The following is a 14,335-nucleotide window of genomic DNA, read 5'->3' on the forward strand; positions in this document are numbered from 1 at the left end:
ACGGGGTCCGGTGGGAGGGCCCGTGCGGACCCTCCCACCGGCGTCAGGCGGAGAACCGGACCGGCAGTTCCAGCAGACCGCGGAACGGGGACGCCGCCGGAAGCCTGCGCAGCTCCTCGACGGGTACCCCGAGCCGCAGCCCCGGCAACCGGCGCAGCAGCGCGCCGATGCCGATCCGGGCCTCCATCCTGGCGAGTGACACCCCGAGACAGTAGTGGACACCGTGACCGAAGCCGATGTGGCCGACCCGCTCCCGGCAGACGTCCAGTTCATCCGGTTCGTCGAAATGCTCCGGATCGTGGTTCGCCGCGTTGATCACCACGCCGACGATCGATCCGGCGGGGATGCGCACTCCTCCGTATTCGACGTCCTCGGTGGCGATCCGGGGGCTGGCCACCGGCAGCGGGCCGTCGAACCGCAGCAGCTCCTCGATCGCCGCGGGCAGCAGATCCGGCTCGGCGCGCAACAGGGCGAGTTGCTCGGGATGGGTCAGCAGCGCCACCGTCGCGTTGCCGAGGAAGTCCGCGGTGGTCTGGTGCCCGGCGAACAGCAGCAGGAAAGTGGTCGAGACCAGTTCCCGTTCCGACAGTTTCCCTTCGTGGTCGCACGCCTCGATCAGGGCGCTGATCATGTCGTCTGCCGGATGCGCGCGTTTGGCCTTCACCAGGCCGGCCAGGTAGTGGTGCAGCCTGAGCTGCACCTCCTGCACGGCCGCCCGGTCCTGTTCGGGCTTCCGGCTCGACCCCGAGGTCCGGATCACCTGCGTCCAGTCGAGGACCCGCTTCTGGTCCTCGCCCGGAACGCCGAGGAGATCGCAGATCACCCGCATCGGCAGCGGGATGGCGAAGTCCTCCATCAGCTCGGCCCGGCCCTGCGGCACGATCCGGTCGAGCAGTTCGTCCACGATCTGGGCCACGCGAGGCCGCAGCGCCTCGATCCGCCGCGGCGCGAACGCCTGCGAGATCATCCGGCGCAGCCTGCTGTGCTCGGGCGGATCGGAGTTGAGCATGTTCCGGTTGAGCGCCTCGGAGTTCGGCCCGAAGATCCGCAGATAGTGCTGCCCTGGGCCGTAGAGGTCCTTGGACAGCCGCGGATCGGTCAGCGCCGCTTTGGCATCGTCGAACCGGGTGATCAGGTAGGAGTCGAACCGCGGCGAGGCGACCGGGCACACCGGGCTGTTCTCCCGCAGGCGGGCGAAGGTGGGATACGGATCGGCGGCGAAGGAGTCGGTGTAGACCTCCGAAGCAGGCACAGCGGGAACGGCCGGAATCGTCTGGTCGGTCACCGGAGGACCCCCGGTTCGCTCGCCACCGTGTGCAGCACCTCGTAGGTGTTGCGCTGCGCGGATTCGCGCAGTTCCCGCACCACCCGCAGCAGCCGGTCACGGTGCTCGCTGCGCCCGAAGGCGTCCAGCCGCTCCCGGTCCGCCCATTCGCTGATGATCAGGTAGTTGCGCGGGTCGTCGGCGTCGCGCACCAGGTCCTGGCTCAGGCAGCCGTCCAGCCCCCGGATCTGTTCGGCGGCCGACCGCCATTCCGCCTCGAACCGCTGCTCGCAGCCCGGCTTCGCGCGCATCGCCAGCACCGTCCGCACCTTCGTCATCGCGCACCCCCGAACACCCGGCGCAGGTTGTTCCCGAGCGCGTCGGCGTCGATCGGGCGGCTGCGGAACCCGATCTGCCCGTCCGGGCGGATCAGGTACAGCGCGGTGCCGTTGACGCCGTAGGCGGCCCGGAACTCGCCTTCACTGTCGCGCACCACGGGCGGATCGAGCATCCACGGCACCCGCGCGTCCGGGCTCGCCACCAGGTACACGTCGATCTCCCCGCACGTCTGCTGCCGGACGTCCGCGCACAGCTTCTCCACGGCGGCCATCTCCGCCTCGTTCGCCGAGGCGTCCGCGTAGAGCAGCAGGGTGTGGCGGGTGCCGCGCGTCAGGTCGCGCAGCCGCAGCGGGTGCCCGACTCCGCGCCGGTACAGGCCACTGGCGTCGCGGGCGCGCTCGCCGGGCCCCGGTCCCTCCAGGGTGCCGGGGCGGGCGACCGACTCACCGACCAGCGGAGAGTCCGCATAGGACAGCAGCAACGACATCTCGTCCAGGAACTGGCGTTTCAGATCCTCCCGGTCCAGCTCGTCGGTGAAGGCCATCCGCACCGCCCGTCCGACGATCCGCTCGCCCTCCGGGCGCCGCTCCGCCTCGTAGCTGTCCAGCAGGCCGGGCGCGGCGATCCCCCGCACCGCCAGCGCCAGCTTCCAGCCCAGGTTCCACGCGTCTCCGATCCCGGTGTTCATGCCCTGGCCGCCCGCGGGCGGATGCAGGTGCGCCGCGTCGCCCGCCACGAACACCCGCCCCTCCCGGTAGCGGTCCACGATGCCGTGGCTGATCCGGAACACCGAAGACCAGCGCAGGTTCGACGCGCGCGTGCCGGGCGGGGCGAGCTCGTCCAGCACGGTCTGCACGTCGGCCAGCGTCGGCTCGGCGAGCTCCTCGGCGAACCCGGGCGGCGCGTCCTTCCCGCCGGTCTGGGCGAAGAACCGGGGCGGCGCCATCGTCGCGATCCGGTACCGCGACTCGCCCCGCAGCGGAACGCACACCAGCATGTTGTCCATCCGGCCGCCGGTCTCGTGCAGGAACCGCAGCAGGTGTCCCGGCGGCATGTCCCAGTCGACGTCCACGTCCCCGAGCATGAACAGCTGGGGGAACCGGCCCAGCCCGCCGGAAAAGGTCAGCCCCAGCAGTTCGCGCACCTTGCTGTGCGCGCCGTCGCAGCCGACGAGGTACTTCGCGCGCACGGTCTCCCTGCCGCCGCCGGCGATGTCGAGCGTGGCCAGCACACCGTCGTCGTCCTGGCTGAACGCGACCAGCTCGGCCCCCCGCCGCGGGCGCACCCCCAGCGTGGCCAGCCGGTCGGTGAGGATCCGCTCGGTCTCGTACTGCGGAAGCCCCAGATGCGCGTACGGCAGTTCCGGCAGCTCCCAGCTCATCCGGTGCGTTTCCTCGCCGTTGACGAACACCATCTGGCCGGTCAGCCAGATCCCGGCGTCCATCGCGTCGCGCACGATGCCCTGGTCCTCCCAGATCTCCATGGTGCGGCAGTGCACGCCGATCGCCTTGTCGGCCTGCGCGGGCGGTTCCGCGCGCTTTTCCACCACCCGGCAGTCGATGCCGCGCCGGGCCAGTTCGACGGCGGCGGTCAGCCCGGCGGGCCCCGCCCCGACGATGAGTACGTCCGTTGTCGTGTGCACGGTTTCTTCCCCGCTCTCCCTGCCCGTACTGGGTCCTCGCGTGGTTTCGGAAGTGGTGTGGAGGTGGAACAGGCGGCGCCGGAAGTCCAGGAGGAACGGCGCGATCGGGCCCGCCTCCTCCTCCGCGTGCGCCGGGTCGCCGATCCAGCGGAAGAACTCCGCTTCACCGGCCCACTCCGCGAAGATGTGGTAGACGTCGGAACCGGGCTCGCGCAGCAGGTCCTCCCGGAGGTAGCCGGGCACCCCGGGCATCCGCGCGGCGACCTGCGCGTACCCGCGGGCGAACTCCGCCAGCCGCACGGACGGCACGGTCACCTCGACGTCCACGCAGATCCTGGCCCCGGGGCCGCCTTCGGGGGCCGACATCACGCGGTAGCCGCCCTCCTCCACCGGCTCGCACAGCGGGCGGAAAAGCTCGGCCAGGCGCGCGGCCACCGGCCCGTTTTCGTGGTCGCGCAAAGCGGATTCGTCCGCCCATTCGGTCACCACGACGAACGTGCGCGGCTCGGCGGCGTCCAGGAGCAACTCCGCCGCGAGGTTGCCCGCCAGCCCGCCGATCGTTCCGGCGACCGTGCGCCACGCCGGCTCCACATCCTGTTCGCATCCCGGATGCGCCCGCACCCGCTGCATGGCCCGGATCATGCCGCCTCCTGTGTCCTGCGGGACACCCGCACCCGGTCGGCCGCACGACCAGGGGCTCCGCCAGTGTCGATCATGCGACCTCCTGTGTCCTGCGGGACACCCGCACCCGGTCGGCCGCACGACCAGGGGCTCCGCCAGTGTCGATCATGCGACCTCCTGTGCCAAAGCCGGAACCTTCAGCACGACCGAGCTGTTGAAGCCCCCGTAGCCGCGCGCGTTGACCAGGACCGTTTCGACCGTCTTCCGGCGCGGCTCGCGCACGAAGTCGAGGCCGTACCCGGGATCTGGGTCGCTCAGATTGCCGACCGCGGGGATCACCCCGTCCCGGATCACCAGCGCCGCGACGACCAGGTTCAGCGCGGATCCGCCCGCGCACAGCCGCCCGATGAACCCCTGCGGCGCGGTCACCGGGATCCGGTCCGCCCGCGGCCCGAAGGTGTCCCTGATCGCGCGGACCTCGAGCGCGTCGAACTCGGGGCTGCCCGCGCCGTCGGCGATCACGAGATCGATGTCGTCCGGCGACAGCCCGGAGTCCTCGATGGCCAGCCGCATGCACCGGGCCAGTTGCGCGCAGTCCCCGGGAGGCCGGTGGTGGTGGTACGCGTCGTGTGTGGCGGCGTAACCGGCCACCTCGGCGTACACCTTCCCGGCGCCCCGCCGCGCGGCCTCCCCGGCGTCTTCCAGCACCAGCACGGCGCCGCCCTCACCCGGCGCGTACCCGTTGGCCGCCGCGTCGAACGGTTTGTAGCCCTGCCGCGGGTCGCGGCTGGTGGTCATCCGGCCGCTCGCCGACTGGCAGGCCAGGGAATACGGGCACAGCGGGGCCTCGGTGCCCCCGGCCAGCACGGCCGGGGTGCCGCGGCGGATGGCCCGGCGCGCCCAGCCGACGCTGTCCAGCCCGCCCGCGCCCTCGGTGACGAGCACGGTGGACGGCCCCTTGGTGCCGTTCTTGATCGACACCTGGCCGGTGTTGGCCGCGTAGAACCAGGCGATCGACTGGTAGGCGCTCACCGCGCGCCTGCCCTGTGTCCACAGTGCCTGGATCTCCCGCTGTCCGAACTCGACACCGCCCGAGCCGCTGCCGAAGGCCACGCCGGTGTGGTAGGGATTCCGCTCGCCGACGTCGTACCCGGCGTCGGCGAGCGCGAAATCCGTGGCGGCGAGCGCCATCCAGGTCCACCGGTCCGTCTGCACCGCGAGCCGGTCGTCGAGGTAGTCCTCCGAACGGAAGCCGGGCACCTGACCGGCGATGGTGGTGTCGTAGCCGCTCGCGTCGAACGCCTCGATCGGCCGGACGTGCAGTTCGGAGTCCACAGTGGAACTCCAGTACGCCTCCGTCCCGATCCCGCTCGGCGCGATCACACCGGCGCCGGTCACCACGACGGCCGTCATGACGTCCGGCCCGGTTTCGCGAGCAGGATCGCGGACTGGAACCCGCCGAACCCGCTGCCCACCGACAGCACCACGTCCAGCGCCTCGGCCCGCGCCGTCTTGGGCACGTAGTCCAGGTCGCACAACGGGTCCGGCTCCTCGTAGTTGGCGGTGGGGGGCACCACCCCGAACTCGATCGCCAGCGCGCACGCGGCCACCTCGATCGACCCGATCGCGCCGAGGGAGTGGCCGACCATGGACTTGATCGAGCTGACCGGCACCCGGTAGGCGTGCTCGCCGAGGCTGCGCTTGAACGCCGCCGTCTCGTGCACGTCGTTCTGCTTGGTGCCCGAACCGTGCGCGTTGACGTAGCCGACCTCCTCGGGGCTGATCCTGGCCTGGCGCAAGGTCTCCTCGATCGCCGCGGCCATCTCGATCCCGTCCGGCCGGAGACCGGTCATGTGGTAGGAGTTGCAGCGGTTGGCGTATCCGGCGATCTCGCAGTACACGTGCGCGCCGCGGCGCCGGGCGTGCTCGGCCTCCTCCACGACGAGCACGGCCGAGCCCTCCCCCATCACGAACCCGTCCCGCCGGGCGTCGAAGGGCCGCGAGGCGTGCTCGGGGTCGCTGTTGCACGCCGTGGTCGCCCGGATCGCGTCGAAACACGCCATCGTGATCGGCGAGATCGGCGCGTCGGTGGCACCGGCGATCACCACGTCGGCGTCGCCGTCCTCGATCAACTGGTGGGCGTAGCCGACCGCGTCGATGCCGGAGGTGCATCCGGTGGAGACCACCGCGGCCGGGCCGTGGGCACCCAGCCGCACGGCGACCTCCGCCGCCATGCTGCTGGGCACCAGCGCCTCGTAGAGGAACCTGGTGGCGTAGCGGGGATCCACCAGCCACTGGCGGCCCCCGTCGGAGACCACTTTGTACTCGTTTTCCAGCCGGGTGGTGGCGCCGACCGCGCTGCCCAGTGCGACGGCCAGCCGGTCGTGGTTGAGCGACTCCCGGTCGAGTTCGAGCCCGCTGTCCGCGACCGCCTCGCTCGCCGCCGCCAGGGCGAACTGCACGAAACGGTCGCAGCGGCTCACCTCCTGCGGCGTCAGCCCGGCCTCGAAGGGATCGAAATCGCACTCGGCCGCCACCTGTGAGCGGAACGGGTCCGGATCGAAGAACGAGATCCGCCGCGTCGCCGTCCGGCCGCTGGTGATCAGCTGCCAGAACTCCTTGCGCCCGTTGCCCCCCGGAGCCACCACCCCGACTCCGGTGATCACGGACGAGCGTCCGTTCATCGTTGCGCCTCCCCTGGTAGCGGCTCGGTGTCGACGTGGCCGAGGTCGGGGCGGGGTGCGAGCGGGCCCAGGCAGAACACCGCGAACGCCGTCTCGCCGGACTCGTTCATCAGCCGGTGGCGGACACCGATCGGGATGAGCACGCCCTCGTCGGCGCGCAGGGTGTGCGCTCTGCCGTCGAGCCGCACCGTGATCGTGCCCCGCACGCAGTACAGGAACTCCTCGGAGTACGGGTGCCAGTGCTCGGTCACCACCTCGCCGGGTTCGAGCGTCACGGTGCCCATGAAGCCGGCGGTGGCACCGGTCGTGGCGGGCGAAAGCACGGTCCTGACGTCGCCTCCGCGCCGCCGGTTCGGCGGGACGCCGTCGCGGGCCACGATGCGGACGGCGTCGGCCTGGTTCGCCGGTTTCGGCGCCGCGGTGGTCATGACACCCGCGCCGCGGCGAGTTCGACCTTGCGCGCGATGACGCCCATCTGGATCTTGGAGTTCTCGTTGATCCGCCGGGTCATCGCCGCGTCGTCGAGGGGGGCGTCCGGTCGCAGGTGGAAGTCCTGCACCCAGCGCATCCGGGTCCCGCCGCCCTCCTCGTGATAGGTCCATTCGATGTTCATGTATTCGAACGGTCCCTTCTCCACCCGGTGCGCGAGCACCCGGCGTTCCTCCGGGTACATCGTCCGTTCGGACACCCAGGACCAGACCTTCCCGTTCTCGTCCGGATGCATCGAAAGCCGGAAGGTCACGGTGTTCCCCTTGCGCGAAAGGACCTGCGCCGCGGAGTACTCGGTGAACAGCTCGGGCCAGGAGGCCACGTCGTTGGTCATGGTCCAGACCAGATCCAGTGGTGCCGCGATGTGCACCGTGTTGTCGGTGTGGCCCGCCATCACGCCTTCACCTTCTCGAGTCGCTCGTTGACCGCGTCCACGATCTCCCGGAACGTGGCGTTCTGCAGGCTCTCGTCCTGCAACTCGAACCCGTACCGGCTCTCGAGCGTCGCCTGCAGGGCGAGGAAGGCCAGCGAGTCCAGCCCGATCTCGGTGAACGTCAGGCTCGCGTCCGCGGTGCGGTCCGATGCCGGAAGCCCGGCCTTGTCTTCGAGGATGTCCATCAGGTCCTCGAGGCGGAACGGTTGCGTGCTCATCATTCTGCGACTCCTTCTCCGTGACCGGCACTGGCGTCGGCGAACGGGATCGGTTGCCTCACCCGCGGCGCATGCCGGATGTCTCACCTGAGGTGTGTGCCCCGGGCGGTGGTCATCGCCCGTCGGCCCGCCAGCGGTAGAACTCCTTGGCCACCGCGTCCTGCGGACTGCGCCAGGTTTCCGGGTTGTAGGCACTGATGTACGGGCTGAGGTCGTCCATGATCTTGCTGAAGGCGGGCTTGTGCTGGTTGTGGTGCACCGCCTCGGAGAACGCTGCCTCCTTGCGTTCCAGCACGTGCAGGTAGACGTCGTCGAGCGAGTACAGCCAGCGCCCGATGACGCCCATCTGCGCCGGCAGCGGCCCCTTGTCGGAGTGGGCGAAGATGCGCGCCACCTCGGACTCCGCGCCGGGCTTGATGCGGGCGACGATGACGGTCATGTGCTCGATGGGCTCTTCCGGCTTCTTGCCGGGAGCCCAGCTGTAGAACTCCTTGGCCACCGAGTCGGAGGGCACCTTCCAGTTCCTGGGATAGGGCGTCACGTACGGGGCAATGGCCTCGCTGACCTGCTGGAACCCGGGCAGTCCCCGGGTCTTGCCGGACACCTTCGGGTCCTGGTCGCGTTCGATCACGTGGATGTAGAGATCGTCCAGCGAAAGCAGCCTTCGCCCGATCACACCGAAGTCCTGGGGCCGGGCCGTCTCGTCGGTCCGGCGGAAGACCTCGGCGACCTTGTCCTCACTTCCTGGCACGATTCGAGCGACAATGACGCTCCGGAAACTCATGACTTCTCCTTAAAAGGATGCCGGCGACGGCTCGGGCGAATTCGGTGTGCAGACCGCGTGAACCCCAGGAAAGCCGCCTATCGTCACCGGTGCGTATTCGCCGGAGGGGGAACCGGCCGGGAAACGCAACCGTGACCGTACCGTTGCTTTTCCCTTGTGCCTCCCGGCACGGCTGGGCCGGGCTTCGACTTCTGGGAACGGGGAGACCGGAGTGGGTGAAACGGGATTTCCGTCACCGGACCTTTCGGCCTGGCGAGAATGAGATGAGGGGAAATCGGGATCCGCCGCGCGATTACTCCACTGTGGAGGGTTATCCGATCGCCTCGGCGACGAAGCGCAGAGGCACGCCGCCCGCGGTCAGGGGCACCGGCCGGGCCGCGGGTTCCAGGAACCGGACGCCGAACCCGAGGGTGACCATATTTTGGGAGACCTGTCTCTCATAGAGAGACGACCGCTTCACAGCGACAGCACAGGCGGCCGGTGCCAGGATGACCGCGAAACCATGGCGAGAGGACCAGGAAAATGCCCCAGGAATCGGAGGAAAGGGACGCGCCCCACGAGGACGAGACCCATGAGCACCTCGCCGCGCTGCATTCGTTGCGCACCGAGCTGCTCCGGCTCGAAGAGCTGCTGTGCCGCGGAAGGCACCCCGTGTCCGGTTCGGCGGCGAAGCTGGCCGGTACGGCGAACCAGGCGCTGCCGGCCTGGCTGCGGGTGACCAACGGCGAGCAGCGCTGGGCGGTCACCGGCGCCATCGCACTGGCGGTGGTCCTGCAACTGGTCCTGCCCGACCGGCTCGCCTTCCATCCGCACTGGCTCCTGCCGTGCCTGGAGGTGGCACTGGTGGCGGTGCTGATCGCCTTGAACCCGGTGCGGATCAGCCGCGAGCATCCGTGGCTGCGCCCGCTGTCCATCGCACTCATCGCGGTCATCAGCCTCGCCAACGGCTGGTCGGCGGTGCTGCTGGTGAACAACCTGCTCACCGCCCGGGCCGGGGAGGACCCGGGGCCGCTGCTGGGCAGCGGGGGCGCGATCTGGCTGACCAACGTGATCGCCTTCGCACTGTGGTACTGGGAATGCGACCGGGGCGGGCCGGTGGCCCGGGCGCTGGCCAAGCGGCCGAAACCGGACTTCCGCTTCCCGCAGATGGAGGATCCCGCCGAGCACCCCGACTGGGAACCGCATTTCCTGGACTACTTCTACCTGTCCTTCACCAACGCCACGGCGTTCAGCCCCACGGACGTGATGCCGATGTCGCGCTGGGCGAAGGTGCTCATGCTGTGCCAGTCCGCGGTCTCACTGGTCACCCTCGCCGTGGTCATCTCCCGGGCGGTGAGCCTTTTCAAGTAAGGGGCACTCAGGCCACTCGGACGCAGGCACAAGGACGGGCGAATCGGCGCGAACCGGCCCAGGGAAACCCTTTTCACCCCGAAACACCCCGCACCATCGGCGGGCGTCCGAGATCCGGCCGCGACAAGGCGTTAGGGTGCCGGGGCATGTCCCTCGCCTCCCCGGCTTCCGTCCTGCCCTCCCCCGTCCGCACCGATCCGCTCGCGCGGATGCTCGCCTGGGCCGGGCACGGCGCGTTCACCGTGGCCGCCACCCTGCTCGTGGTCCTGCATCTGGATCCGGACTGGGGCGGTGGCAAGGATCCGGTCACCGCGATGCTCAGCGAGTACGCGCTCACCCCCGGCCACTGGGCATGGGCGCTGGCGCTGACCCTGACCAGCGCCGGGTCGGTGGCGGTGCTGGTGTCGTTGCGGCGCACCGGTGTCCTGGCCGGCGCGGCCGCGCCCGCCTGGCTGGCGGTGTGGTGCGTGGCGATCGCTCTGGTGGCGGTGTTCAGCAAGGACCCGCAGGGCGGCGCGGTGAGCCTCACCGGAAAACTGCACCTCTACGCCACCGGCGTGAGCTGCGCGGCACTCCCGGTCGCCGGACTCGTCCTCGCCCGCACGCACCGGGCACATCCGTCCTGGCACCGCTTCGCACGCTGGTCCCGGTGGCTCGCGCTGACCTCCGTCCCGTTCTTCCTGCCGTTCATCGTGCCCTTCGCGGTGCACGTCCTGCTTTCCCGTGGCTTCCCCACCCCGGCCACCGGACTGGTCGAACGGATCATGGCCGGGCTCGAACTCGCCCTGCTGGCCCTGCTCGGCGGCTGGGCCCACCACGCGTCCCGCCCCACGGTCCACACCGGACATCCGGCGGAGATTTCCCAGGCGGACCAAAGGGAACAAGTCGTCCCATAACGGCACGGACGTTCCGGCGTGCCCGCCCTCACAGTGAAGGACCGCGAGACCGGGGTCTACACTGGGCGAGGTTTCGACGGGTACCTCGTTAGGTGAGGCTCCTGTCCGGACACAGGCCACTGATCTGACGACGTCGAGAGACGCCCAAGACCAGGACAGGTATCCCCGGGTTAAGGGGTTACCCGAAGTGGCTTCCCGCCCCGCGCGGGACACGCCGGGCAGTGCCAAAGCTCTTACGTGAGTGGTGCATCGTCCCTTCGCGGTGACGATGGTCCGTGGTCAGGAAATCCGGCGCCGGAGTGTTCCGGCGTCCAGCCCGGGATGGAGGTGAGGACCGTGCGGAGCAGTAGTCCGGGTCGAAGTCGGCCCCTTCCTCGTCGCTGTCCCCGATCGTCCCGATCTTTCCCGGGCATCCGGTAACCCTTGCGGCAGTACTGATCCGCGCCCTTTTCCGCCCGCCCGACGGGTGGTGCTCAAGGGTGCGCGGACGGTGCCCGGATGTCCCTTTGTGCGGCCCTTCCGGGCCCAGGAGGTGGATTTCTCATGTCCGCGACCATCGAAAACCCCGGCGCCGTGCTCGACGAAGCACACGTCGGCGACATCCGGGGCGCCCTCGGCACCATCCGCGTGGACGACACCGGCGTCCGCCGCGGCCCGGGGGCGAAACTCAAGACCCTGCTGGCGATCGTCGGTCCCGGCCTGATCGTGATGGTCGGCGACAACGACGCGGGCGCGTTCGCCACCTACGGGCAGGCGGGCCAGAACTACGGCACGCATCTACTGTGGACACTGCTGCTGCTCGTGCCGGTGCTCTACGTCAACCAGGAGATGGTGCTGCGCCTCGGCGCGGTGACCGGGGTGGGCCACGCCCGCCTGATCCTCGAACGGTTCGGCCGGTTCTGGGGCGCCTTCAGCGTGCTCGACCTGTTCCTGCTCAACGCGCTGACCCTGGTGACCGAGTTCATCGGCATCACACTGGCGACCGGTTACCTCGGCCTGCCCAAGGTCCCTTCCGTACTGCTCGCCGCCGCCGTGATCGTCGCGGCCGCGTTCACCGGCTCGTTCCGCCGGTTCGAGCGGATCGCGATCACCTTCTGCGCCGGCTCGCTGGTGCTGATCCCGATCGCGCTGCTCGCCCACCCGCCCGCCGGGCAACTGGCCCACGATTTCGTGGTGCCGTCGCTGCCCGCCGGCTCCTCGGGCATGTCCGCGCTGATGCTGCTGATCATCGGCATCGTGGGCACCACGGTGGCCCCGTGGCAGCTGTTCTTCCAGCAGTCGTACGTGATCGACAAGCGCATCACGCCGCGGTTCCTGCGGTACGAGAAGGCGGACCTGTGGCTGGGCATCGTGATCGTGGTGGTGGGCGCGGCGGCGGTGATGGCCTTCACCGCCGCCGTGTTCACCGGCACCGGCGGGGCCGGTCACTTCACCGACACCGCGGGCATCGCCCAGGGCCTGCGCGCCACGGCGGGCAGGGCGGCGGGAGCACTGTTCGCGGTGGCGTTGCTGGACGCCTCGGTCATCGGCGCGTTCGCGGTGTCGCTGTCGAGCGCCTACGCCCTCGGAGACGTGCTGGGCGTCAACCACTCGCTGCACCGCGGGGTGGGCCACGCGAAGGGGTTCTACGCCGCCTACGCGGGCCTGGTCGCCGTGGCCGCGGTCATCGTGCTCGTCCCGGGTTCGCCGCTGGGCCTGCTCACCGAGGGGGTGCAGACCCTGGCCGGGGTGCTGCTGCCGTCGGCGACCGTGTTCCTCCTGCTGCTGTGCACCGACCGGGACGTGCTCGGCCCGTGGGTCAACCGGCGCGCCACCACCGTGTTCACCGCGTTCGTGGCCGGGGTGCTGGTCACGCTGTCGGTCGTGCTGACGGCCGCCGTGCTGTTCCCGTCGATCACGGCCGGGCAGATCCTGCTGATCATGGCGTGCTGCGCCGGGGTGGGTGTGCCCGCCGCGGTCTACAGCGTGCTGAGCGGCCGGGGCCGTCCCGCGCCCGTCCCGGTGGACCGCGCCGGGCGCCTGTCGTGGCGCATGCCGCCACTGACCGAGCTGCCCCGGCCCGCCCTGTCGACCGGCCGCAAGATCGGCCTGGGCCTCCTGCGCGGCTACCTGCTGGCGGCGATGGTCCTGGTCGTGGTCAAGATCGTCGAAACCGTGCTCGGCCACTGAGCACGGGCGCTCCCCGGGATCAGGTGCGGGTGGCGAGGGCGAGGTAGCGGTCCGGCCCGTCGTCCACCGAGTCGCACCGCCATCCGGTCGAGGCCAGCGCGGACCGGATGTGCGGCTCGGCCCGGATGTCGTCGGGCCGCAGTGCGTGCCCCCGGCGCGCGGCGAGCGCGGCCCTGCCGATGGGGTGGAACACGGCCAGGCGGGCACCCGCACGGGCCACTCTGGCCAGCTCCGCCAGTCCGCGCAGCGGGTCCGGGAGATGGGTCAGCAGGCCGGCCGCGAACACGGCGTCCAGGCTGCCGGTCGCCAGCGGTAGCCGCATCGCGTCGGCCAGCACCAGGACGGCGGACTCGCGCCGCCCGAGCCGGGTGGCCTCGGCGAGCATCTCGGCGGTCAGGTCGATGCCCAGTACGGTGCCGCCCTCGCCGACCGCGGCGCGCAGCTCCGGCAGTGCCCGCCCGGTACCGCACGCGACGTCGGCGACGGCGCCGCCGGGCGGCGGGCCGAGTTCGGCGACCGCACGCCGGTAGCCCGGCACGTCGTCGGGGAAACGGTCCTCCCAGCCCGCCGCGCGGGGCCCGAAAAACGCCCGTGTGGCCTCGATGTCCGTTGCGGGCGCCTCACCGCCGGTGCCGTTCATGGATCAGGCTTAGCAGCACCCCACCCGGCCTGCCACCGGCGGCCCCGCCTGCCGGATAGTGGATGACCGTGGAACGGATCTTCGCCACCCTCGGCACGGCCGCCGCGCTGTTCGCCGCGACGAACCTCGACGACCTCGTCGTGCTCGCGGTGTTCAACGCCTCGGCGCAGGCGGGAGGTCGGCCGCGGCGGTGGGAGATCTGGGCCGGGCAGTACGTGGGCATCGCCATCCTCGTCGCCGTCTCGCTGGCGGCCGCCCGCGGACTGGCCGTGCTGCCGCGGAACTGGCTTTGGCTGCTGGGCCTGCTCCCGTTCGGGCTCGGCGTGGTGAAACTGGTCTCCGCGGTGCGGGCGAACGGCCAGGAGCCGCCGCCCGCCGTGACCGGGCTCGCCGGGGTGATCGGGGTGACCGTCGCCAACGGCGGCGACAACCTCGCCGGGTACATCCCCTTCCTGCAGTCGGCGACCGTCACGGACCTCGCGCTCACCCTGGCCGTGTTCGCGGCCGGAATCGCCCTGTGGTGCCTGGCCGGCTCCTGGCTGGTCTCCCGGAAGAGGGTGCAGACCATCCTTCACCGCTGGGGACGCTGGATCGTGCCCGCGGTCTACCTCTTCATCGGACTCTATATTTTCGGTAAAACCGGCGTGCCCGGACGATGGCTTTGATCATCGCGGGTGGTTCCCGGGCGGCCGCGGCGGCCCCGAGGCGCGCCCAGGGCATGTGGAGCCGCCGCGCCGGCCAGCAGGACCAGCGCGATCGTGCCCACGAGCCAGTGGCCGACGACGATGTCGACGACGCACAATGCT

Annotated in this window: 14 protein-coding genes and 1 riboswitch; of the genes, 4 read left to right on the forward strand and 10 right to left on the reverse strand. The window is 70.7% G+C overall.

Annotation, left to right across the window (positions count from 1 at the left end; genetic code table 11):
- Positions 1–43: 43 nt before the first annotated feature.
- The 9 genes from ORV05_RS20690 to ORV05_RS20730 form a co-directional block, all read right to left on the reverse strand.
- A complete protein-coding gene (locus ORV05_RS20690; RefSeq protein WP_268441403.1) occupies positions 44–1,285 on the reverse strand; it encodes a cytochrome P450 family protein in 1,242 nt (413 codons plus the stop codon).
- The gene (locus ORV05_RS20695; protein WP_268441406.1) at positions 1,282–1,602 is read right to left on the reverse strand and encodes a putative quinol monooxygenase; all 321 of its coding nucleotides are present in this window, start codon (positions 1,600–1,602) and stop codon (positions 1,282–1,284) included. The genes ORV05_RS20690 and ORV05_RS20695 overlap by 4 nt, the downstream gene beginning before the upstream one ends.
- Positions 1,599–3,887 (reverse strand): FAD-dependent oxidoreductase, encoded by a 2,289-nt coding sequence (locus ORV05_RS20700; protein ID WP_268441408.1) that lies wholly within the window; start codon positions 3,885–3,887, stop codon positions 1,599–1,601. Before ORV05_RS20700 ends, ORV05_RS20695 begins: the two co-directional genes overlap by 4 nt.
- Before the next feature lie 144 nt (positions 3,888–4,031).
- Positions 4,032–5,279: a beta-ketoacyl synthase N-terminal-like domain-containing protein gene (locus ORV05_RS20705; RefSeq protein ID WP_268441410.1), complete on the reverse strand. Its 1,248-nt coding sequence runs from the start codon at positions 5,277–5,279 to the stop codon at positions 4,032–4,034.
- Positions 5,276–6,550 carry a beta-ketoacyl-[acyl-carrier-protein] synthase family protein gene (locus ORV05_RS20710; RefSeq protein WP_268441413.1) on the reverse strand — a complete coding sequence of 425 codons (1,275 nt, stop codon included), beginning with the start codon at positions 6,548–6,550 and terminating at the stop codon, positions 5,276–5,278. Before ORV05_RS20710 ends, ORV05_RS20705 begins: the two co-directional genes overlap by 4 nt.
- Entirely contained in the window at positions 6,547–6,978 is a 432-nt protein-coding gene (locus ORV05_RS20715) for a cupin domain-containing protein (protein ID WP_268441415.1), read from the reverse strand. The genes ORV05_RS20710 and ORV05_RS20715 overlap by 4 nt, the downstream gene beginning before the upstream one ends.
- Entirely contained in the window at positions 6,975–7,433 is a 459-nt protein-coding gene (locus ORV05_RS20720) for an SRPBCC family protein (RefSeq protein ID WP_268441417.1), read from the reverse strand. Before ORV05_RS20720 ends, ORV05_RS20715 begins: the two co-directional genes overlap by 4 nt.
- Positions 7,433–7,693: an acyl carrier protein gene (locus ORV05_RS20725; RefSeq protein ID WP_268441419.1), complete on the reverse strand. Its 261-nt coding sequence runs from the start codon at positions 7,691–7,693 to the stop codon at positions 7,433–7,435. The genes ORV05_RS20720 and ORV05_RS20725 overlap by 1 nt, the downstream gene beginning before the upstream one ends.
- 109 nt (positions 7,694–7,802) lie before the next feature.
- Positions 7,803–8,474, reverse strand: coding sequence for a TcmI family type II polyketide cyclase (locus tag ORV05_RS20730; RefSeq protein ID WP_268441420.1), 672 nt, complete (start codon positions 8,472–8,474; stop codon positions 7,803–7,805).
- 522 nt (positions 8,475–8,996) lie between these two features.
- Here ORV05_RS20730 and ORV05_RS20735 point away from each other — a divergent pair.
- The 3 genes from ORV05_RS20735 (at position 8,997) to ORV05_RS20745 (ending at position 12,889) form a co-directional block, all read left to right on the forward strand.
- Positions 8,997–9,824, forward strand: coding sequence for a hypothetical protein (locus ORV05_RS20735; RefSeq protein WP_268441422.1), 828 nt, complete (start codon positions 8,997–8,999; stop codon positions 9,822–9,824).
- A gap of 146 nt (positions 9,825–9,970) precedes the next feature.
- Complete coding sequence (locus ORV05_RS20740) at positions 9,971–10,720, forward strand: DUF998 domain-containing protein (RefSeq protein WP_268441424.1); 750 nt, start codon at positions 9,971–9,973, stop codon at positions 10,718–10,720.
- A gap of 77 nt (positions 10,721–10,797) precedes the next feature.
- A riboswitch (M-box (ykoK) riboswitch) is annotated at positions 10,798–10,971 on the forward strand.
- Between the two features lie 292 nt (positions 10,972–11,263).
- Entirely contained in the window at positions 11,264–12,889 is a 1,626-nt protein-coding gene (locus tag ORV05_RS20745) for an NRAMP family divalent metal transporter (RefSeq protein ID WP_268441427.1), read from the forward strand.
- A gap of 19 nt (positions 12,890–12,908) precedes the next feature.
- On the opposite strand, the gene ORV05_RS20750 is transcribed toward ORV05_RS20745, so the two are convergent.
- Positions 12,909–13,529, reverse strand: coding sequence for a class I SAM-dependent methyltransferase (locus ORV05_RS20750; RefSeq protein WP_268441429.1), 621 nt, complete (start codon positions 13,527–13,529; stop codon positions 12,909–12,911).
- Positions 13,530–13,591: 62 nt separating this feature from the next.
- Here ORV05_RS20750 and ORV05_RS20755 point away from each other — a divergent pair, with 62 nt between their 5' ends.
- A complete protein-coding gene (locus ORV05_RS20755) occupies positions 13,592–14,194 on the forward strand; it encodes a cadmium resistance transporter (RefSeq protein WP_268441431.1) in 603 nt (200 codons plus the stop codon).
- Positions 14,195–14,335 lie beyond the last annotated feature (141 nt).

Origin of the sequence: Amycolatopsis cynarae (assembly GCF_026802195.1) — a bacterium.
Taxonomy (GTDB): domain Bacteria; phylum Actinomycetota; class Actinomycetes; order Mycobacteriales; family Pseudonocardiaceae; genus Amycolatopsis_E; species Amycolatopsis_E rhizosphaerae.